Source organism: Amphritea sp. (assembly GCF_048266285.1).
Classification (GTDB): Bacteria; Pseudomonadota; Gammaproteobacteria; order Pseudomonadales; family Balneatricaceae; genus Amphritea.
In genome coordinates this window covers 114,415-133,912 of sequence record NZ_JBLWZV010000004.1, presented here as the reverse complement: position 1 = coordinate 133,912, position 19,498 = coordinate 114,415, and the positions used below count along the sequence as shown (strand labels likewise).

Here is a 19,498-nt window from a genome sequence, read left to right as displayed (position 1 = left end):
TGCCGTTACTTTATATCGGCTAGGCTGACACAGGTTTAGACTTCATTCCAAGGATTTTAAGTGGACCCGGTAAACGCGACTGAGAACAAACAACACTGGTCGGATGCGGTTTTAAACCGTCGCACCCTGATCTGTATTTTTACCGGATTTTCTTCCGGTATGCCTCTTTATGTATTGTTTCAATTACTGCCGGCCTATCTGCGTGCGGAAGGGGTTGGGCTGAAAGAGATCGGTTTATTTGCTTTGGTGACCTTCCCCTACACATGGAAGTTTATGTGGGCACCACTGATGGATCGGTATATTCCGCCTTTTCTTGGTCGTCGTCGTGGGTGGATGTTATTGATGCAATTGGCATTGCTCGGTTCGATTGCCTGTTTAGGGCTGTTTGACCCGGGCATGTCGATCATGACTATTGCCTACCTCGCCACTGCTGTTGCTCTGTTCAGCGCCAGTCAGGATATTGTCTTGGATGCTTATCGCCGGGAGTTATTGCCGGAGCAGGAGTTAGGCTGGGGCAATTCGGTGCATGTGCAGGCTTATCGAATCTCAGGAATAGTACCAGGTGCTTTGGGGCTTATTCTCGCGGATATCATGCCCTGGAGTAGCGTTTTTATGATCGTCGCGGGCTTTATGATACTGGGCGTGTTGATGACCCTCGTCGTCAAAGAGCCTATTACCGCCCCCCGGGCACCGAAAACCCTAAAAGAAGCGGTGGTCGAACCCTTTAATGAGTTTATTACTCGGTTGGGCTGGACCGGCGCACTGCAGATTCTCTGTTTTATGTTTCTATATAAGTTAGGCGACAATATGGCTACCGCGTTGTCGACGCCGTTTTATATTGATATGGGCTTCAGCCTGACGGAAATAGGGGTTATCGCCAAAGCATCAGCGTTATGGGCATCCGTGGTTGGGGGGATTCTTGGTGGCCTATGGATGATTAAACTGGGTATCAACCGGGCACTGTGGATTTTTGGGGTTGTTCAGGTTGTGACGATTCTTGGTTTTGCACTGTTGGCCGAATTAGGTCCGGATAAACTGGTACTCGCGGTGGTGATTAGCTTTGAATATCTCGGTGTGGGCCTCGGCACGGCGGCGTTTACCGCGTTTATCGCTCGTACGACCAGTATCACCTTTGCGGCCACCCAATTTGCGCTGTTTACCGCGTTAGCCGCCTTACCTCGTACGTTTGTAAATGCCCTGACGGGTTATATTGTCGATGCTGTTGGTTGGAATATGTTCTTTTATCTCTGTGCGTTGTTGGCGATACCGGGGATGCTGTTATTACTCAAAGTTGCACCTTGGCATGAGGTTACAGCGAAACCGAATAGCGTACCGGAATAAACTGAAAGCAACATATTAAGGTGCGACTATTATTTAAAAGCGACCAAGTTTAATTTTTACTTTGATTATAAGTTGACAGTTATATGCGTCCTCAAGATCGCGTAACACGAATAAGATAGAGTTTGAAAAGCACTTAACACTCCGTTGTTAAGTGCTTAGACAAGCCAAGGGAGTGATGGATGGATCAGTTTTTGAATGCCTTACCCAAGGCTGAGTTACACCTTCATCTAGAAGGTTCATTAGAGCCTGAGCTGATGTTCGCACTGGCAGAGCGTAACGGTATTGCATTACCATACTCATCAGTCGAACAGCTAAGTAACGCCTATAATTTTGGCAACCTGCAGGATTTTCTTGATCTCTATTATCAAGGGGCTGCAGTGCTACAAACCGAGCAAGATTTCTATGATCTAACCTGGGCCTATATTCAGCAATGTCAGGCGCAGCATGTTATCCATATTGAACCGTTTTTTGATCCCCAAACTCACACCGCCAGAGGCATTGCTTTTGACACGGTGATTAACGGTATCAGCCGGGCTCTTGAGGATGCTGAGCGTGAGTATGGTATTAGTTATGGTTTGATTATGTGTTTTCTCCGCCATCTGAGCGAAGCAGATGCGTTTGAGACGCTGCAGCAGGCAACCCCTTTTCTGGATAAGATCATCGCGGTTGGTTTGGATAGTTCGGAGCTTGGCCATCCGCCGGCGAAGTTTGCACAGGTCTTTGCTCAGGCACGTGAGCTGGGATTACTGGCGGTTGCCCATGCTGGCGAAGAAGGCCCGGCACAGAATGTTATTGATGCTCTGGATATACTTAAAGTAGACCGTATTGATCATGGTGTCCGAGCGATCGATGATACCGCCTTGATGCAGCGTTTAGCCGAGGAAGATATCGCATTGACCGTTTGTCCATTGTCGAATACTCGGCTGCGAGTTTTTGACGATATGAGCGAACACAATATCCTGCAGATGCTAGCGCAGGGCGTTAAGGTCACCGTTAATTCTGATGACCCTGCCTATTTTGGTGGCTATCTCACCGAGAACTTCATGGCCCTCGAAAAAAGCTTAGGTATGACCCGTGAGCAAGCGATACAGCTAGCGCGTAATAGTTTTGAATATAGTTTTGCCACACCTGAGCGAAAGGTCGAACTGCTTGAGCGTTTAGAACGTTTTTCGACGGCCAAGTGACTATGCCGTCGGGGTACGCTTTAAGCTGTCGCTGTTAATAAAAAACCTAAGATAGCGTCTCTGTCCCGAATCAGGTGACGGGCTTCTGGTTGGTAAATCACCTGAATATCGGTGAGGTTCGCTTCTAACCGTGTTTGAGTGACTGCAGAATTGAGCAGTACGTCTTTACCCGCAACGATCGCCAGCGTCGGGGCTTTGATGGTTTGTAGGGCTTGATCATTAAAGATAGGTAGCTTATCCATACGGGGGATAACATGTTGGCTGATCAGCGTAAAAAACTGCTGAAATTTCAGCGTTGTCGCCGATGGGTTTTTCTCTTCAGGGCCGAAGATCATCTCACGTACTTTCCGTTTGCCCCATTTGCCCAGCAACATCAGTGGTAGGGCTTTGAGAAGAAATTTCCGTTGTGGGCCAACGCCGCCGGGCACTAACAGGGCGAGTCGATTGACGTTTTCTGGTCGGCGATTAGCGTAGTCCAGTGCCAGCCAGCCACCGAGTGACTCACCTACGATGGCAACATTAGACAGCGATAACCCTTGCATCACCTCATCTAACCATAAAGCGTAAGCATCACCGGCCATGGGTAGACGAACCTGTGCGCTTAAGCCTGGCTCGCCAATCATATCGATCGCATAGATGCGAAAATGCTTCGACCATTCCTCTATATTCGGTAACCAAGCGGTGGCGTTAGACATTGCCCCGTGCAGGAGCAATAGCGGCGGCAGTATCGCGTCACCACAGGCCAACACATGGGTATCCCCGTGGTGGGCTGGCAAGGTTAGCGATTCAAAAGCAACCGGCCAGAGTTTAAGCACCTCGTTATAGCATTGTTTGACCGCGTGCTCACCGTCGGTTGATTTGTATATTGTCATGGTGTTTCCAAATAATATGGGAGTGAAAGTATGATTAAGCGGCTGATTTTGCGGCTGTTCTATAGAGATAATATCGGTATTTGATCTAACTTACAGTGTAAATTGGCTGATCAGCCTAATGATTTAATAAAAACAATAGGCTGAGTACTGTGTCGCTGGTGTTAAGGGCTAAAGTTTCAGTTCGCTGATGTGATGGGGCTCTGGGTATATGCCGTTGGCGATAATCGCGAGTTGATATTGATCGATGCTGGCTTCATAAAGGTGCCACGGGGTATTTCCCGTTTTCAGGTCTTGATAACACAGTGAGGTAAGAGTCACTTGAGATTGCTGTGCAGAGGGAAGCGCTTTATAGAGCGCTTCTTTGGCACACCACAATTGGTAAAAATAGTTTTTTCTGGCTAACGTTGCTTTAGGCATCGCACTTATTTCATCAGGGCTCATAAATAGCTCAGCTGCAGAGATAAAATCTCTGGTGCTTTTTTTATATTCCAGATCAATTCCAACGTTATTGTCGCTCAGTGCAAAGCCGATGAGTGTTTTGCTATGGGTCAGACTAATGTGGGCGGTTGGTAGGTTGTGGATAAGCGGTGTAGAGTGACGCCGTTCCTCTATTTGCCAGTAGCTAAGGGGTTGATTAAATCGCTCGCTCAGTGCCGTGCAGATCAGCAATCGACTGAATAGATATTGTTGCGCTCTGCGAGGATGTTGCAGTTCTTTGTAATAACGTTGTTGCGTGAGAGGCAGTAGAGAAAGGTATTGTTGTGTTTCTTTGTCATGATGCGCTGAGATTCGGTAATACCAGAACTGCAGCGCACTCTTTGTTTCGTTAGCGGGCAAGTTTAACGACATCACCGTTCAGTGCAACACCGGCCATGATAGCACCCGCATGGCATTCGAATTCACTGTTACTGCTGTATTTCTGTTTTTTGTAATAGCTGACAATATTAACGACGGCATTACCCCCTTCGGCTTTGGCTCTTTCTTGTAATGCCAGTAGAGCTGATAGGAATACCCAACGACATGCTTCTCCATCACTTTTGCCAAAAGCATTGGTTTTTTTGTTGGTGGTGAAGTTACCGAAAGAACTTAGTTTTTTAGCGTGTTTTTGGTGGCCGAAATACAATTGAATAGTGGGATCCAGGCGTTCTTTAAAATCAGCAGATTGCATCGCGTCTTCAATTGAGAGCATCAGCTTTGAATCACGGCTGTAAGCCTCTGGGGCGAGCAGTAGAAGGGTCGAGGTTAGCAATGCTATAAACAGTTTCACAGGTTTTTCCTTGAAGATCGTTTCCATTAAGTGCATGGATTATAGGGAGATAAATGATCCGCTTCAATGATCTTTAGGTTGCATCACTGAGGCGAGCAGGTAAAATTCCAGCCTGAAAATTAGGGATAATATTTTAACATATGCGATTAAATGGCTAATGCTACGGTCGTTGACGGAGTAAGTCGCTTGTTACGTTTTAAATTGCAATCATGGAATGCATTTGCCCCAGGACTTGAAAGTCATCATGCTTGGCGCGAATGGCTATTGCATCCATCAGATCTTCCCCTTGAGTTGGGAAAAACATCGCTTAAGCAAATTCCACCCATGCTGAGACGGCGCTTTACCCCGTTGGGCCGGTGTGCCGCTGGTGCCGCTTTACCCGTGTTGAGCGATATCGATGCGATTCCCGGGGTGTTTGCTTCTCGCCATGGTGATACCCCTTTAACGCTGTCTCTGCTTGAAGGTATTGCTAACGGTGAGCCGATGTCGCCAACGGGTTTTAGCCTTGCCGTACATAATGCGCTAAGTGGCTTGTTATCGATTGCGCGAAAAGATGTGAGTGAGGTGACGGCGATTGCGGCAATGGAAAATCTTATTCCTAATGCGCTTATTGAAGCGGCCACACAACTCCAGGAGCAACCTCAGGTGCTCTGTGTCATTTATGATGTGCCGCTGCCTGAGCTTTATCAGGCCTATAGCGATTCTGTCGACTTCCCTTGTGCAGTGGCGATGATTTTAACGCGTGATGAGGGTGATGATCTTGTCGTACAGCGTGAAAATAGCCCGAGTGGTACTGCTCATCACGATGATTTTATCGGACTGCTGAGGGTCTTGTGTGGCTTAGACACGAGTGCCCGCTTCGTTTCAGATTCCAGCGGTTGGCGGGTCAGTCGCGGATGAGGTGCTTGGCTAATCATATTAATCATATTTGGCGTTGGTTCGGTACTGCGTTTAGTTTTTTTGTCTTCGGTCTTGGCGGAATTCTTCTGCCATTATTTGCGGTTCCTGTGCTGTATCTTATACCCGGTAGCAAACGCCAGCGGGAACGTAGAGCTCAGGGCATTATTCATTATTCGTTTCGTTTTTATATTGGCATGATGAAGTGCTTAGGTGTTTTGAGTTATGAACTAGAGGATGTGGATAAGTTGCGTCAGGCTAAATTGATTTTGGCTAACCATCCTTCCCTGATTGATGTCATTTTTTTGATTGCCTTAGTGCCTAATGCCAACTGTGTTGTGAAAGGTGGATTAGTGCGTAACCCTTTTACACGGGGGCCGATTAAGACGGCAGGTTATATTATTAATGAAAATAGTGAAGCGGTTATCCTTGCAGCAGCAGAGGCGTTTGCTAAGGATGATGCCCTTATTATTTTTCCGGAAGGTACACGCACTACGCCACAACAATCATTAAGTCTGAAGCGTGGAGCTGCAAATGTGGCTATTCGAACCGCTGCCAACATCACACCCGTTCTTATCGAGTGTGTTCCGACCACATTGAGCAAAGAAAATCGGTGGTATGATGTGCCGTCCCAAAAAGTTCATTTTCGGATCAAAGTATGTGCAGAAATTCCGGTGGAACCTTATCTAGCTGAGAGTGCACCATCGGTAGCTGCTCGGAAGCTGACAGCGGATTTGACAGAGTATTTTAATAAGGAGTTGGTACTGTATGAGCAATCTGCAGCTGGAAATTAAACAGATGATCATTGAAACATTGGATCTGGAAGATATTGAGCCCGATGAGATCATTGATGACGAACCATTGTTTGTTGACGGTCTTGGGCTTGATTCGATTGATGCGCTAGAGATTGGTTTAGCATTGCAAAAGCGTTATGGCATTAAGCTTAAGGCTGATTCGGAAGATACCCGTGAGCATTTTGCTAGCGTCAATGCGTTGGCTGTTTTAATTGAATCACAACGCACGAGTTAAGAGGTTGGTATGACTGATCAAGAACAAATTTATCAGAAAATCTCGGCGGTGCTTGTTGAGCTGTTTGAGATTGATCCGGCGGCGATACACCCTGGCGCTAATCTGTATCAGGATCTCGATATTGACAGTATCGATGCGGTTGATCTGGTGGTCGAGTTAAAAAAAATGACAGGCAAGAAGATTAAACCTGAAGACTTTAAATCGGTTCGGACTGTGCAGGATGTGGTAACCGAAGTTGAAAAGCTGCTTGGCTGATGTCGATAGCTTTCAAGGCTGGGGTTCTGCTGCTGACACTCGGGTATCCCTTTATCGTTTATTGGGGATTACAGCGTTTTAACGCTGCTCTATTGTTGCCGTTGCTCGCGATGGTGTTGGCGCTGCGGTGGCTGGCGGGGGAGCAGCGTAGCGAACGTAAGGTGATTGTCGCCAGTGCGATAGGCGTGACTTTGATCGCTATTATCGGGGGGATACAGCAGGGTTTGAAGTTTTACCCTGTGCTGGTGAATTTCAGTATGTTGGTTATTTTTGCCAGCAGTCTGTATGCCCGGCAAACGGTGGTTGAAAAAATGGCTCGGCTGAAAGAGCCTGACTTATCGCCACAGGGCGTTGCCTATACCCGTAATGTTACCCGGGTTTGGTGCGCCTTTTTTGTGTTCAATGGCGCGGTGTCTGCGGTGACTGCGGTCTGGGCATCGGAACAGATATGGATGCTGTATAACGGTTTTATCGCTTATATCCTCATCGGTTTACTGATGATAGTTGAATGGATGGTTCGGCAAAGAGTTAAACGGAATTGATGAGCAGATTATTATCACTGGCGGATTGGTTAAACACAGCTCCAGCTGGCACTATTGCCTATACGGCGAATAGCTCGGTCAGTAAATCTGATTTGGAAAGTCGGATTCTCCATTGGATCAATGTGCTGCCGGCTAAAAGTGGTCAGCGTTGGGCGCTCTATCATCAGGATTCAGCGGAATTTCTGGCGATGTTATTGGCGCTTTGGCAGCTCGGTTGTACCGCCTGTGTACCCGGTGATAATCGACCGGCGACCCGTGAGCGGTTAAGTCTTCAAGTACAGGGGTTTGTTGCTGATTTTTTGGATGATGTTGCTCACAGTAAATCAGGGTCAGCGGCTTATAGTGATGGGTCCAGGTTTGCTTGGCAAACTCTTTCTGAAGATTTTCCTGCGCTTGAAATTTATACATCAGGTTCGACCGGGGAACCTAAAGCGATACAGAAAACCGTAGCTCAGCTCGATAGTGAGTTAATGGGATTGGAAACCCTCTGGCCAACTGATCATGAGGCTGTGGTGATTTCAACCGCGACTCATCAGCACTTTTATGGCTTGATTTTTCGTTTGTTATGGCCACTTGCCAGAGGACAACGTTTTGAAACGGAGCAGTGGCAATACACCGAAGACCTGTTTAGCCGCGGGTTACGCTATCCTTCGTTTGCGTTAGTATCGACTCCATCACACCTAGGGCGCTTCAATACTGCTGTCGCATGGGCTGAGGTGGCTGATCGTTGCTGCTCGGTGCTTTCATCTGCAGCGCCTCTGAAACAAAGAGATAGTGTGCAGATTGCCCAATTACTGCAAGCGCCGGTGCGAGAGATTTATGGTAGTTCTGAAACCGGAGCCATTGCGTGGCGACAGCAGTCCTGTAGCGGAGATGAGCCTTGGCAGGCATTACCCGGCGTACAGCTATCACCGACGGATAACGCGCTATTGTTGGTGACTGCCGACCAGTTGGCTGGCGTCGCATTTGAAATGTCGGATCAAGTAGAGTTTATTGCTGAAGGACGGTTTCATCTACGCGGGCGGGTTGATCGGATTGTTAAAGTAGAAGGCAAGCGCGTATCTCTGACCGAAGTGGAACGGATTGTTCAGCAGTCTGATCTGGTTGAGCAAGCTAAGGCTTTGATACTGAACCGTCAGCGAGTGGAGGTTGCTTTAGTGATAGAACTGACTGAAGCGGGCGAGCAGCTGTTAGGCTTGTCAGGCAAGCGAAAACTGCAGCAGCAACTCAAACAGCATCTACAAAACTTTTTTGAACCGGTGTTGTTGCCTCGACGTTGGCGTTTTATTCAACAGATGCCCTATAACGCGCAAGGGAAGTTACCCATGGATAATCTACAAGCGATGTTTATATCGCAAGAGGTGAAATGGCCAAATTTGACGAGTCAGGTGGTGACGGAAAATAGCGCCGAACTGGTTTGTCAAATACCCGCTAATCTTATTTATTTTGATGGGCATTTTGCTGGGAATCCTATCTTGCCCGGTATCGTGCAGGTGCATTGGGCGGAGCATTATGGGCGTCAGTTGCTGTCGCTGGTAGGGCAATTTGATCGGTTAGAGGTTGTTAAGTTTCAGCAGGTTATATTTCCTGAATCGACTATTAATCTGACGCTTGAATATCAACCTGAAAAAGGGAAACTCAATTTTCGTTTCTATTCCGACAAAGGAGCCCACTCCAGTGGCCGGATCTGTTTTAGCTGAAGATGATTTCAAGCCGGTAGTGGTTATTCCGGTGTATAACCATGAAGACGCTATTGGCGTCACGCTGGTGGATGTTTTACGTTTCGGCTATCCCGTTATGCTGGTGGATGATGGTAGTTCGGCTATCTGTCGTGATGTGCTGGTGAAACTATGTGATCAGTATGCTGAGCGGGTCAGTTTGATACGGCTACCCCGCAATAGTGGCAAAGGAGCTGCAGTGAAAGTTGGGCTTCAGCAGGCTCTTGAAGCTGGTTATAGCCATGCGGTGCAGGTCGATGCCGATGGGCAACATGATCTAGAGGATATGCCACTGTTTATGGATACCGCTCAGGCCTCACCTGAGGCGTTGGTTATCGGTTATCCCCGATATGATGAGTCAGTACCAACGCACCGTTATTTAGCTCGCTACCTAACCCATGTTTGGGTGTGGATTAATACCTTGTCATTTTCCGTGAAAGATACGATGTGTGGCTTTCGGGTTTATCCGTTAGCGCAAGTGGTGTCGTTATTGCGAGAAGATGGCTGCGGTGATCGCATGGAGTTCGATACTGAAGTTGTTGTGAGGTGGGTGTGGCAGGGTCTAGCGGTCGAAAACCTGCCGACAAAAGTGCATTATCCGATCGATGGCGTTTCCCATTTTAATGCGGTAAAAGACAATATACTTATTTCGCGGATGCATGCAGGATTATTTTTTGGCATGTTACAGCGCCTCCCGCGACTACTACGGAATAAGTTAAATGGCTGATGCGAAAAAACATTGGTCAGGCGTCGCAGAGGCAGGTTCCTTGCTTGGAATGCGGTTTTTGCTGCTGGTTTATCGGCTATTTGGGCGCTGGGGATTTAGACTGATTTTACTGCCGGTGATAAGTTATTTTTATCTTACTCGGCGTCAAGCAAGGCAGGCGTCGGCTGAATATTTAACTAGGTTATTAAAGACTTTTCCCCAGTGTCATCAGGCGGGTTTGAGCACTGTTCGGCACTTTTGGTGCTTTGGTGAAATATTACTGGATAAACTATTGGTTTGGATGGGGCGCATTCACCGTGAGGATGTTGTTTTTGCAACACCTGAAGTTTTTGAAGAGGTTGACCGAAGTACCCGTGGTGGCGTGATTTTGGTGTCTCATCTGGGAAATACCGAAGTATGTAGTGCGTTGGCTCACCAACTTCCTAATATCAAAATCACTATGCTGGTGCACACTCGCCATGCGGAAAAGTTTAATACTTTGATGCAGCAAACCAATAGCAACGCTTGTATTAATTTGATGCAAGTGACCGATATGACGCCAGCCACGGCGATGCTTTTATCCGAGCGCGTTGCGGCGGGCGAGTATGTGGTTATTGCCGCTGATCGTACACCTGTGAATGGCACTGGCCGTACTTCGACGGTTGATTTCTTAGGTGCTCAAGCTGCTTTTCCTCAAGGGGCCTTTATCCTCGCAGGGTTGTTGGGCTGCCCTGTCTATCTGTTGTTTTGTTTGAAGCATAGGCAGCAATATCACCTTTATTTGGAGTCATTTGCGGCGAAAATCTGCTTCAATCGGCGTAACCGTCGTGAACAACTTCAGAGTGCGGTGCAAGCTTATGCGAAGCGACTAGAGCATTATTGCCAGCTAGCGCCCTTGCAGTGGTTTAATTTCTTTCCTTTTTGGCAAGTAGTGTCGCCTACTGATGAATCCCAGGATTAATGGTTTTATGCAACGAGAGTCGTTTAGGAAATCGTATGATTGAAACAGAGGTTAGCATTGAGATCCCGTTTCATGATGTTGATGTTATGCGGGTTGCTTGGCACGGGCACTACGCTAAATATTTGGAAATCGCCCGTTGTGAGTTGTTCGAGCAGTTTGACTATAACATTCCGCAGATGGAAGCATCAGGTTATGCATGGCCTGTGATCGATATGCGTATTCGTTATGCTCAGCCGTTACGTTTTCAACAGAAAGTTAAGGTAAAGGCAACGTTGGTCGAGTGGGAACATCGATTGAAAGTGAGTTACCTGATCAGTGATGCCGAAACCGGAAAAAGGTTGACGAAAGCCTATACCGTTCAAGTTGCGGTGGATATGAACAGTGGTGAAATGCTTTATGTCTCGCCAGATATTGTGTTGCAAAAGTTGGGGCTGATATCGTGATACGAGGCTGGGTGTTAGGGCTATTATTGGGTTGGTCAATGATTGGGCAAGCTGCGGATTTTACGTTGTTGGAATCCCTCACGAGTGCCCCGCAAACATTACAAGGACGGTTTACCCAAGTTAAGTTGGTTAAAGCCTTGGATGCTCGGTTTGAATCATCCGGCCGTTTTGACTATCAACGGGATAGCTCGATCCGCTGGCATACACTCGAGCCCATCGATAATTTACTTAACTTGACCCCTCAGACTATTTCTAATCAGCAAGGTACTACGGTGCTATCCAAGCTTGATAGCCAACAGAATCCAGTGGTGACTGTTTTCAGTGATATCTTTTTTGGTGTAATGACCGCTCAGTGGCAGACCCTCGCCGAATACTTTGAAATGAATGTTGAGGGTTCTAAACAAGGTTGGACAGTGACATTAATACCTATTGATAGCAGTGTTGAGCAGGTCGTCGCTAAGGTTGAGCTGCGGGGTGATGAGTTGCTGCGAGAGGTGTTGCTTTTCGAAGCGACAGGGGATCAAACACAGATTAAATTTCTTGATTTACAGCCATGATTAGATGGTTGCAGCAGCGATTAATGGCACTGCTATGGCTCATCGTTGTGTTGAGCGTTACGCTGGTTGCGCTGCGACAAGGGCCTACCTTTGATACCAGTTTGATGGCGTTGTTACCCGTCACTGAACAGCGGCCGGAGATTAGTCAGGCAGTCGACCAACTGAGTGCTGATTTTTCGGGGCAGATACTACTGGTCGTTTCGGCGGATGATCGTGATACAGCCCGCCAAGCAGTCACGATGGCGGCGCAACGGTTACAGACATTGTCGGATATTGCTCGTATTGATTGGCAATTGAATGATTCCGCAGAGGCCAGTAATGAACTCTATTCTTTTCGCTTTTCTGTATTAAGTGAGAGTGTCCGCTCTAGACTCATAGCGGGGCAAGGACAACAGCAATATCAAGCCGCCTTGCAGCAACTGTTCAGCCCTTTGTCGGGCCGTGCTTTAGATCCCATTGGCGATCCTTTTGCGCTCTATGCCGATCTACAAATGAGCCGTCAATCGAGTTTACAGATAACCTTGGAACAGGGATTGTTTCGGTTAACCGCCAGTGACAAACCAGCGTATCTGATTCGTCTTGATCTACATCCCGATCCCTTCTCTCTGCCTATACAGCAGCGTGTATTAGCAGTGGTAGGCCCGCTTGATCAAGCCTTAGCATCGCTTGGCGCTCAGCTTTTCCGTTCAGGTTTGATTTGGCATGCCGCTGCGGGGGCTCAGCAGGCCAAAAGTGAAATATCGACGATAGGGGTGGGGTCTATCCTTGGTATTACCTTATTGATATTGTTGGTTTTTAGGCGTTTTAGTGCTTTAGGATCGGTTTTATTGCCGGTCTTAGTCGGCTGCTTAATGGCTGGTGCGGTGACATTGCTCAGTTTCGCGAATATCCACCTGATAACGTTGGCTTTTGGGGCAGGGCTAGTGGGAGTGTCGGTCGATTATGCACTGCATTTTATGTGTGAAAGGCAGGTCCAACCCGCTGATCTAGTAGTGAAAAAGCTATTTGCTGGCTTGTTTTTGGGCTTGGCCTCAAGTGTGATTGCTTATGCCGGGCTTGCCTTAGCTCCGTTTCCGGGTTTACGACAGATGGCGGTGTTTTCCGTGACGGGGTTAATCGCTGCTTGGTTGACCGTCTTGCTGTGGTTGCCGTTGATTAACCGTAACACCTGTCATCGTGCGTTACCTTCTGCTGCATGGTTAAATCGGTGGCGCAAGGGCTATCCGCGTTTGGCATCGCAGCCGTTACTGATGGGCGGTTTTTCCATTGTCGCTCTAATTAGCTTGATGATTATTGGGCAGGGGCAGCCGCAGGATGATATTCGCTTGCTGCAAACCTCTTCGGCAGAACTCTTAAATGAAGACCAGCAGGTACAGCAGTTACTCGGTAATAGTAGTAGTGCGGCATTTATATTGATTACTGCAAACAGTGTGGAAACCGTATTACAAACCGAAGAGCGGCTACGGTCGCAGCTTGATGAGATGGTTAATAGCTCCGAGCTAGCAGGTTATCAGGCTCTATCGAAAATGTTGCCGTCACGACAACGTCAAATTGAAAACAGTGAATTAGCTAGCGAATTATATCGACAATACCTCCCTGAACTCGCCAAGGTGCTGCATTTTTCTGAAACCCAGTTGGAGGCGACTGAAGCCGCGCTAAGGCAAGGGCTGAGCCAGCCGTTAACGCCGTCGGTATGGCGGCATTTAGCGACCAGCGAAGGCTGGCGTCAACTGCTTGTCAGTGATTCTTCCGGTGCTGCGGCGAGTGTTATTCGTTTTACGGGCACGTTGAACCCCGCTCTCAAAGCACAGCTAACGTTATTGGCTGATGCTGAGTCAGGGGTCTATTGGGTTGATCGTGTTGCTAACATCACTGACCTATTGTCAGATTATCGACAGCAGATCATTCAGTGGTTGTTGGTCGCCTATGGGGTGGTTATCGCGCTATTAACTGTGCGATATCGCTATGATTTATGGCGGATTATTCTGCCACCACTGATGGCTTCTTTAATTACCTTTGCAGCTTTGATACTGAGTGATGGTGGTTATAATCTGTTTAATTTGATTGCTTTGATGTTGGTGTTGGGCATCGGCCTTGATATGGGGATTTTTCTCTATGAAGCGGCGGACAGTGATCATACTTGGTTGGCTGTCAGTCTATCCGCCATCACGAGTTTATTGGCGTTTGGTTTATTAACCTTTAGCCAAACTCCCGTACTTTATCATTTTGGCATTATTGTGTTACCCGGACTTTGTTTAGTCTGGCTAATTGCACCACTGATGCGCAGGTCACAATCGGAGATTAAAGAATGACTGTTTCACAGGGATGTTACGACGTCGTTGTTATTGGCGCAGGCCCATCGGGGGCTGTTGCTTCAGCCTTATTGGCGGACTATGGCTACCGAGTGTTGGTGCTGGAAAAAGAACATTTCCCACGTTTTTCAATTGGTGAGAGTCTACTGCCTCAAAGTATGGCCTTCCTCGAACGGGCCGGTATGTTGCAGGCGGTGGTCGAGGCCGGTTTTCAATATAAAAATGGCGCCGCTTTTTCCCGGGCTAACGAATATGACTGTTTTGACTTTCGTGAAAAATTCACCTCAGGTTGGGGGACGACGTTTCAGGTACAGCGAGAACGGTTTGATAAGGTGCTAGCCGATTGCGCTAGTGCGCGCGGAGCTGAGGTTCGTTATGGGCAGACAGTGATTGCCGTCACCTCAATTGAAAAGGGGATGCAAATTGATGTGGTGTCCGACGATGGTTCTATTTTTCAGGTGAGTGCAGGTTTTGTGCTTGATGGCAGTGGCTTTGGCCGGGTCTTACCACGGCTAATGCAATTGGAAAAATCCTCAAGCCTTGCTTCACGGGTGTCACTGTTTACTCATATTGAGGACAATATTCGTGATCATCGTTTCGATCGAAACAAGATTTTGATTACAGTTCACCCCCATCATCCAGCTGTATGGTATTGGTTAATTCCTTTTAGTAACGGACGGGCATCGGTTGGGGTGGTATTACCAAGAGAGACTTATGCTGCGTCTGAGGGCTCTGAAGGTGACATACTGCAGCGATTTATCGCAGAAAGTGGGCTGCTAAATGATTGCCTTGCTCAAGCTAAGTTTGATACTCGTGTTGGTATGGTCGATGGCTATTCCTGCAATGTGGAAAGTCTCTATGGCGACAACTTTGCTTTACTCGGTAATGCCGGTGAGTTTCTTGATCCGGTGTTCTCCTCTGGCGTCACTATCGCTTTAAAGTCGGCCTCGCTTGCTGCTGAGGTGGTGCACCGACAGTTGCAAGGGGTGAAGCCTGATTGGCAAACCGAATATGCCGATCCGTTGATGCGTGGGGTGAATACTTTCAGAACCTTTGTAGAAGGTTGGTATGATGGTCGGTTGCAAGATGTTATTTTTGCAGCGGATAAAAGTGAACAGATTAAGGCGATGATCAGTTCAATTCTTGCCGGTTATGCTTGGGATGAGCAGAACCCTTATGTGCGAGATCCTAGTCGCTTGACGACCTTGGCTGAATTATGTCGAAAATGAAGCTGTTATTCGTATCGTTGCTTGTTCTGTTATTGATGACAGGCTGTAGTGTTATTGGTACTAGTAACCGTCAGGCCGAGATGAAGCTGCTTCAACCCGTTGATGGGCCGTCTCCGGTATTGCTGACGCAACGGGTGACATTAGATAGCTGGGGGCAGCAACAGCAGTTTATTGCGATCGGGCGGTTTACCTATGCCCAGACTCAATTGGTGGCGCTTCTGCCAACGGGGCAACAACTACTCTCTCTTGAGTTTGATGGGCAAGAGTTAACGCAGCGCGCGGCTGCCTCGATTGAGTTGCCGGGTCACGATATACTGGCGTTGATCCAGTTCGCGCTTTGGCCTGATGATACTTTACAACGTAGTTACCGCGCTGAGCAGGGATGGACTGTAGCATTAGCCGATGATCATCGGCAGTTAAGTTACAACGGTAAGCTTTGGCTGGATGTAGAGTATACGGGGCAGCAGGTGAATATAGATAATCAGTTGGCGGGATATCGGGTCATTATAGAGACTCTAGAACAGAAGGAATTGCGACCTTGAAGCGATGTTATCTCAACTCAATGGCGATGCTCAGTGCTTTAGGTGATTCACCGGCACAGGTTTGTGAACGCTTGATATCAGGTCAGCCTGAGTTAACGTTCACGGATCAATTCAGCTCAAGCGAAGTTCTTCCGCTCGGCTTATATGGCGGTACATTACCCGAGATTTCATTTAGTGACACGAAATGGCAGAGTCGTAATAATCGTTTTGCTTTAGCTGCCCTGCAACAGATTCGCAGTGATATTGACGCCGCGGTAAAGCGCTATGGGGCGGATCGTGTAGGTGTCGTTATCGGTACATCGACATCGGGTATTGGCGATAGTGAAGCATTTCTTAGTCATCGGGCGCAGACGGGCCAATTGTCTGATGAATATGATTATGGGCTTCAGGAAATGGGGGCCACCGCCGCTTTTGTAGCAAAGCAATTGAATGTGAACGGGCCAATTTTTGCTATATCGACAGCCTGCTCATCGGGCAGTAAAGCTCTGGCGTCTGCTCGTCGGCTAGTTCGCTCAGGCCTTTGTGATGCCGTGATCGCCGGTGGTGTTGATACATTGTGTCATTTGACCGTGCAGGGATTTTCGTCCCTAGAGGCGGTGAGTAATCAGCCCTGTAATCCGTTTAGCGTCAACCGAAATGGCATCAATATAGGTGAAGCTGCCGCCCTGTTTCTAGTAACAACAGAGGCGCAGGGGGTTGAGCTAGTTGGAGTTGGTGAAAGTTCGGATGCACATCATATTTCTGCACCCGATCCTTCCGGTGGGGGTGCTGTACGCTGTATGTCTGCAGCATTAGCCGATGCCGGCATTGCTGCAGAACAGATTAGTTATATCAATTTACACGGTACGGCGACTGCCTTGAATGATCAAATGGAGGCGCTGGCGGTAGCGGCGGTGTTTGGGTCATCAGCTCAGTGTAGTTCTACCAAACCGTTTACCGGTCACACGCTCGGTGCAGCCGGTGCGCTTGAGGCGGCGATCTGCTGGTTAGCACTACAGGAAGGCTTTACGCCAGTGCATCATTGGGATGGTGTTTACGATCCTGAGTTACCGCCGATCAACCTTGTGACAGAAACAAATACCACTGAGATACCCGAGTATATGTTGAGTAATTCATTTGCTTTTGGTGGCAATAATATATCGTTGATATTAAGAGGGTTGCGATGAAATCTGACTATCAGGTCGCAGATCTCGTCCCTCACTCTGGACGGATGAGCTTGTTAACAGAGATAACAGGTTATGGGGATGATTGGCTGACCGCAGAGGTCGCCATTAATGCAGATAGTATGTTTGCCGATTCTCGAGGGGTGCCCGCGTGGGTTGGGCTGGAGTATTTAGCGCAGGCTATCGGAGCCTATGCGGGTTTACAAGAAAGACTTAAAGGTGAAGCGCCGAAGTTGGGCTTTTTATTGGGCACCCGTAAGTATCTGTGTAGCGCAGATTATTTTCTTTTGGGTGATCGATTGGCACTGAGGGTGATCAGAAATATGCAGGCTGAAAATGGTTTGAGTGCTTTTGAATGTCATTTGCAGGGCCGAGACGTTAGCGCTAGCGCCAGCCTGAATGTCTTTCAGCCTGAGGATGGAGAGCAGTTTTTGAAGGATGCGAATCAATGAAAGGCACAGTATTGGTAACAGGTTCAAGCCGGGGTATCGGTAAAGGCATCGCACTGCGACTCGCTGAAGATGGTTATGATATTGTGCTACATTGTCGAACCCAACGTGAGGATGCCGAAGCGGTGGCAACTCACATTAAGGCGCTAGGACGGCAGGTTCGGATATTACAGTTTGATATTGCTGACCGTGATCAAGCACGGGACGTTTTAGAGCAGGATACAGAGGCATTTGGTGGCTATTACGGGGTTGTCTGTAATGCCGGTGTCGCTCGAGATAATGCCTTTCCTGCGATCCCTGGGGATGAGTGGGATGAGGTGCTTAGAACCAACCTAGATGGTTTTTATAATGTACTTCATCCGGTGATTATGTCGATGATTCGGCGGCGGAAGCCTGGTCGTATTGTGACAATGTCGTCGGTATCCGGTGAAATGGGCAATCGTGGTCAGGTTAATTACAGTGCGGCAAAGGCTGGTATTATTGGTGCAACCAAAGCCCTTGCCGTTGAGTTGGCAAAACGTAAAATCACCGTCAATTGTGTTGCTCCGGGGCTCATCGAAACCGAAATGACCGAGCGGTTGGTGTTGGATGAAGCGATGAAGATGATTCCAATGCAGCGGGTTGGGAGTGTCAGCGAGGTGGCGGGTACTGTCAGTTTTTTAATGTCTGAAGATGCTGGGTATATTACTCGGCAGGTGATTTCGGTTAATGGTGGAATGCATTGATGAAGCGTGTTGTTGTAACGGGAATGGCGGGTTTTTCTCCTATAGGGAATGACTGGCAAACAATTAAGAAAAACCTGCAAGGCGTGAAAACCGGTATTGTCAGAATGGATGAATGGGATATCTATGATGGCCTAAATACTCGTCTTGCGGGCCCTGTTACCGATTTTTCTATGCCCACCCACTATAAACGTAAAGATCTACGTAGTATGGGGCGGGTTGCTCAATTTGGCGTCTACAGTGCTGAGTTAGCGTTGACTGATGCTGGTTTGTTGGGCTCTTCAGAGTTGGGCCAGGGACAAGTCGGGGTCGCGTTTGGTTCGTCTGCCGGAGATACAAATGCTTTTGTCGATTTCGGTAGAATGCTGATAAACCAATCGTCAGATGGTTTAAATGCAAACTCCTATGTCAAGATGATGGCGCATACCGCCCCGGTTAATATAGGCGTCTATTTTGGTATTCGTGGCCGTGTTATTACCACGTCAAGCGCCTGCACATCAGGGAGTCAGGGAATTGGGTACGCGTATGAGGCGATTAAACACGGGCTGCAGCAGGTCATGGTGGCGGGCGGAAGTGAAGGGTTGTGTGCAACCGAGGCGGCTGTTTTTGATACGCTCTTTGCGACCAGCATTGCGAATGATACGCCGGAAAAATCTCCTCGTCCGTTTGATAAAGACCGTGATGGTCTCGTGATCGGTGAGGGGGGTGGCGCTCTTATTCTTGAAGAATTGGAACATGCCTTGAATCGGGGGGCCAATATTCATGCTGAGGTGGTGGGTTTTGGTACAAACTCGGATGGTCAGCATGTAACCCAGCCGAATGCTGAAACAATGGAAACCTCCATTCGGTTGGCGCTCAGCGATGCTAAGCTATCTGCCAGCGATATCGGTTATATCAGTGCTCACGGTACCGCAACCAATCGTGGCGATGTTGCCGAAAGCCATGCAACCGCCGCTGTCTTTAGTGATACGGCACCGATTAGTTCATTGAAGAGTTATACCGGGCATACCCTGGGCGCCTGTGGTGCATTGGAAGCTTGGACTGCCATTGAAATGATGAACGATGATTGGTTTTGTCCAACGGCAAACCTCACCCATGTAGACCCCGAGTGTGCCACTCTAGATTACATTATGGCTGAAGGCCGAAGCATCCATACCGACTATGTCATGAGCAATAACTTTGCGTTTGGCGGAATTAATACCTCTCTCATTTTTAAACGCTGGGAATAGTGAGCAAGTGGGGCAATAGCACTTGCAAGGAAAGCCTTTTCGCGAAAGATTATAAGTATGGTGTCAAGTCCACGGATGAA

22 protein-coding genes are annotated in these 19,498 nt (G+C 48.0%); 19 read left to right on the top strand and 3 right to left on the bottom strand.

What is annotated here, in order from left to right; genetic code table 11:
• The first annotated feature begins 60 nt into the window (after positions 1-60).
• Both ACN0T0_RS07515 and ACN0T0_RS07510 read left to right on the top strand, forming a co-directional pair.
• Complete coding sequence (locus ACN0T0_RS07515) at positions 61-1,341, top strand: AmpG family muropeptide MFS transporter (protein WP_417224711.1); 1,281 nt, start codon at positions 61-63, stop codon at positions 1,339-1,341.
• Positions 1,342-1,520: 179 nt separating this feature from the next.
• Positions 1,521-2,525 (top strand): adenosine deaminase, encoded by a 1,005-nt coding sequence (locus ACN0T0_RS07510; protein ID WP_417224709.1) that lies wholly within the window; start codon positions 1,521-1,523, stop codon positions 2,523-2,525.
• 20 nt (positions 2,526-2,545) lie between these two features.
• Here ACN0T0_RS07510 and ACN0T0_RS07505 read toward each other — a convergent pair whose 3' ends face one another.
• The 3 genes from ACN0T0_RS07505 to ACN0T0_RS07495 form a co-directional block, all read right to left on the bottom strand.
• Positions 2,546-3,397, bottom strand: a complete 852-nt coding sequence (locus tag ACN0T0_RS07505) for an alpha/beta fold hydrolase (RefSeq protein ID WP_417224707.1) — start codon at positions 3,395-3,397, stop codon at positions 2,546-2,548.
• A 168-nt stretch (positions 3,398-3,565) separates the two neighbouring features.
• A complete protein-coding gene (locus tag ACN0T0_RS07500) occupies positions 3,566-4,246 on the bottom strand; it encodes a 4'-phosphopantetheinyl transferase family protein (RefSeq protein ID WP_417224705.1) in 681 nt (226 codons plus the stop codon).
• Positions 4,224-4,691, bottom strand: coding sequence for an excinuclease ATPase subunit (locus ACN0T0_RS07495; RefSeq protein WP_417224703.1), 468 nt, complete (start codon positions 4,689-4,691; stop codon positions 4,224-4,226). The genes ACN0T0_RS07500 and ACN0T0_RS07495 overlap by 23 nt, the downstream gene beginning before the upstream one ends.
• 159 nt (positions 4,692-4,850) lie before the next feature.
• Between ACN0T0_RS07495 and ACN0T0_RS07490 the strand changes: the two genes are divergently transcribed.
• The 17 genes from ACN0T0_RS07490 to ACN0T0_RS07410 are packed head-to-tail and all read left to right on the top strand — an operon-like array spanning position 4,851 to position 19,418.
• Positions 4,851-5,564, top strand: coding sequence for a beta-ketoacyl synthase chain length factor (locus tag ACN0T0_RS07490; RefSeq protein WP_417224701.1), 714 nt, complete (start codon positions 4,851-4,853; stop codon positions 5,562-5,564).
• Between the two features lie 5 nt (positions 5,565-5,569).
• Positions 5,570-6,355, top strand: a complete 786-nt coding sequence (locus ACN0T0_RS07485; RefSeq protein ID WP_417224700.1) for a lysophospholipid acyltransferase family protein — start codon at positions 5,570-5,572, stop codon at positions 6,353-6,355.
• The gene (locus ACN0T0_RS07480) at positions 6,330-6,590 is read left to right on the top strand and encodes a phosphopantetheine-binding protein (protein WP_417224698.1); all 261 of its coding nucleotides are present in this window, start codon (positions 6,330-6,332) and stop codon (positions 6,588-6,590) included. Before ACN0T0_RS07485 ends, ACN0T0_RS07480 begins: the two co-directional genes overlap by 26 nt.
• 9 nt (positions 6,591-6,599) lie before the next feature.
• Positions 6,600-6,845, top strand: coding sequence for an acyl carrier protein (locus tag ACN0T0_RS07475; protein ID WP_215953843.1), 246 nt, complete (start codon positions 6,600-6,602; stop codon positions 6,843-6,845).
• Positions 6,845-7,387: a hypothetical protein gene (locus ACN0T0_RS07470; RefSeq protein WP_417224695.1), complete on the top strand. Its 543-nt coding sequence runs from the start codon at positions 6,845-6,847 to the stop codon at positions 7,385-7,387. The genes ACN0T0_RS07475 and ACN0T0_RS07470 overlap by 1 nt, the downstream gene beginning before the upstream one ends.
• On the top strand, positions 7,387-9,087 hold the full coding sequence (locus tag ACN0T0_RS07465; RefSeq protein WP_417224694.1) for an AMP-binding protein: 1,701 nt from the start codon (positions 7,387-7,389) through the stop codon (positions 9,085-9,087). Before ACN0T0_RS07470 ends, ACN0T0_RS07465 begins: the two co-directional genes overlap by 1 nt.
• The gene (locus ACN0T0_RS07460) at positions 9,065-9,832 is read left to right on the top strand and encodes a glycosyltransferase family 2 protein (protein WP_417224692.1); all 768 of its coding nucleotides are present in this window, start codon (positions 9,065-9,067) and stop codon (positions 9,830-9,832) included. Before ACN0T0_RS07465 ends, ACN0T0_RS07460 begins: the two co-directional genes overlap by 23 nt.
• The gene (locus ACN0T0_RS07455; protein WP_417224690.1) at positions 9,825-10,772 is read left to right on the top strand and encodes a lipid A biosynthesis acyltransferase; all 948 of its coding nucleotides are present in this window, start codon (positions 9,825-9,827) and stop codon (positions 10,770-10,772) included. The genes ACN0T0_RS07460 and ACN0T0_RS07455 overlap by 8 nt, the downstream gene beginning before the upstream one ends.
• A gap of 35 nt (positions 10,773-10,807) precedes the next feature.
• Complete coding sequence (locus ACN0T0_RS07450) at positions 10,808-11,215, top strand: acyl-CoA thioesterase (RefSeq protein ID WP_417224688.1); 408 nt, start codon at positions 10,808-10,810, stop codon at positions 11,213-11,215.
• A gap of 38 nt (positions 11,216-11,253) precedes the next feature.
• A complete protein-coding gene (locus tag ACN0T0_RS07445; protein ID WP_417224686.1) occupies positions 11,254-11,772 on the top strand; it encodes an outer membrane lipoprotein carrier protein LolA in 519 nt (172 codons plus the stop codon).
• Entirely contained in the window at positions 11,769-14,084 is a 2,316-nt protein-coding gene (locus tag ACN0T0_RS07440) for an MMPL family transporter (RefSeq protein ID WP_417224685.1), read from the top strand. The genes ACN0T0_RS07445 and ACN0T0_RS07440 overlap by 4 nt, the downstream gene beginning before the upstream one ends.
• Complete coding sequence (locus ACN0T0_RS07435; RefSeq protein ID WP_417224683.1) at positions 14,081-15,313, top strand: NAD(P)/FAD-dependent oxidoreductase; 1,233 nt, start codon at positions 14,081-14,083, stop codon at positions 15,311-15,313. Before ACN0T0_RS07440 ends, ACN0T0_RS07435 begins: the two co-directional genes overlap by 4 nt.
• Entirely contained in the window at positions 15,301-15,855 is a 555-nt protein-coding gene (locus ACN0T0_RS07430) for a DUF3261 domain-containing protein (RefSeq protein WP_417224682.1), read from the top strand. The genes ACN0T0_RS07435 and ACN0T0_RS07430 overlap by 13 nt, the downstream gene beginning before the upstream one ends.
• Positions 15,852-17,021, top strand: coding sequence for a beta-ketoacyl-ACP synthase (locus tag ACN0T0_RS07425; protein WP_417224680.1), 1,170 nt, complete (start codon positions 15,852-15,854; stop codon positions 17,019-17,021). Before ACN0T0_RS07430 ends, ACN0T0_RS07425 begins: the two co-directional genes overlap by 4 nt.
• Positions 17,018-17,470 (top strand): hypothetical protein, encoded by a 453-nt coding sequence (locus ACN0T0_RS07420; RefSeq protein ID WP_417224678.1) that lies wholly within the window; start codon positions 17,018-17,020, stop codon positions 17,468-17,470. The genes ACN0T0_RS07425 and ACN0T0_RS07420 overlap by 4 nt, the downstream gene beginning before the upstream one ends.
• Positions 17,467-18,192, top strand: a complete 726-nt coding sequence (locus ACN0T0_RS07415) for a 3-ketoacyl-ACP reductase FabG2 (protein WP_417224676.1) — start codon at positions 17,467-17,469, stop codon at positions 18,190-18,192. Before ACN0T0_RS07420 ends, ACN0T0_RS07415 begins: the two co-directional genes overlap by 4 nt.
• Positions 18,192-19,418 carry a beta-ketoacyl-ACP synthase gene (locus ACN0T0_RS07410; protein ID WP_417224674.1) on the top strand — a complete coding sequence of 409 codons (1,227 nt, stop codon included), beginning with the start codon at positions 18,192-18,194 and terminating at the stop codon, positions 19,416-19,418. Before ACN0T0_RS07415 ends, ACN0T0_RS07410 begins: the two co-directional genes overlap by 1 nt.
• Positions 19,419-19,498: the final 80 nt, after the last annotated feature.

What these genes read in the sequence shown, in the direction of transcription:
- ACN0T0_RS07510 (WP_417224709.1), top strand. Translation starts at nt 1,521, where the DNA reads ATGGATCAGTTTTTGAATGCCTTACCCAAGGCTGAGTTACACCTTCAT.
- ACN0T0_RS07505 (WP_417224707.1), bottom strand. Translation starts at nt 3,397, where the DNA reads ATGACAATATACAAATCAACCGACGGTGAGCACGCGGTCAAACAATGC.
- ACN0T0_RS07500 (WP_417224705.1), bottom strand. Translation starts at nt 4,246, where the DNA reads ATGTCGTTAAACTTGCCCGCTAACGAAACAAAGAGTGCGCTGCAGTTC.
- ACN0T0_RS07495 (WP_417224703.1), bottom strand. Translation starts at nt 4,691, where the DNA reads ATGGAAACGATCTTCAAGGAAAAACCTGTGAAACTGTTTATAGCATTG.
- ACN0T0_RS07480 (WP_417224698.1), top strand. Translation starts at nt 6,330, where the DNA reads ATGAGCAATCTGCAGCTGGAAATTAAACAGATGATCATTGAAACATTG.
- ACN0T0_RS07475 (WP_215953843.1), top strand. Translation starts at nt 6,600, where the DNA reads ATGACTGATCAAGAACAAATTTATCAGAAAATCTCGGCGGTGCTTGTT.
- ACN0T0_RS07470 (WP_417224695.1), top strand. Translation starts at nt 6,845, where the DNA reads ATGTCGATAGCTTTCAAGGCTGGGGTTCTGCTGCTGACACTCGGGTAT.
- ACN0T0_RS07465 (WP_417224694.1), top strand. Translation starts at nt 7,387, where the DNA reads ATGAGCAGATTATTATCACTGGCGGATTGGTTAAACACAGCTCCAGCT.
- ACN0T0_RS07455 (WP_417224690.1), top strand. Translation starts at nt 9,825, where the DNA reads ATGGCTGATGCGAAAAAACATTGGTCAGGCGTCGCAGAGGCAGGTTCC.
- ACN0T0_RS07450 (WP_417224688.1), top strand. Translation starts at nt 10,808, where the DNA reads ATGATTGAAACAGAGGTTAGCATTGAGATCCCGTTTCATGATGTTGAT.
- ACN0T0_RS07445 (WP_417224686.1), top strand. Translation starts at nt 11,254, where the DNA reads ATGATTGGGCAAGCTGCGGATTTTACGTTGTTGGAATCCCTCACGAGT.
- ACN0T0_RS07440 (WP_417224685.1), top strand. Translation starts at nt 11,769, where the DNA reads ATGATTAGATGGTTGCAGCAGCGATTAATGGCACTGCTATGGCTCATC.
- ACN0T0_RS07435 (WP_417224683.1), top strand. Translation starts at nt 14,081, where the DNA reads ATGACTGTTTCACAGGGATGTTACGACGTCGTTGTTATTGGCGCAGGC.
- ACN0T0_RS07430 (WP_417224682.1), top strand. Translation starts at nt 15,301, where the DNA reads ATGTCGAAAATGAAGCTGTTATTCGTATCGTTGCTTGTTCTGTTATTG.
- ACN0T0_RS07420 (WP_417224678.1), top strand. Translation starts at nt 17,018, where the DNA reads ATGAAATCTGACTATCAGGTCGCAGATCTCGTCCCTCACTCTGGACGG.
- ACN0T0_RS07415 (WP_417224676.1), top strand. Translation starts at nt 17,467, where the DNA reads ATGAAAGGCACAGTATTGGTAACAGGTTCAAGCCGGGGTATCGGTAAA.
- ACN0T0_RS07410 (WP_417224674.1), top strand. Translation starts at nt 18,192, where the DNA reads ATGAAGCGTGTTGTTGTAACGGGAATGGCGGGTTTTTCTCCTATAGGG.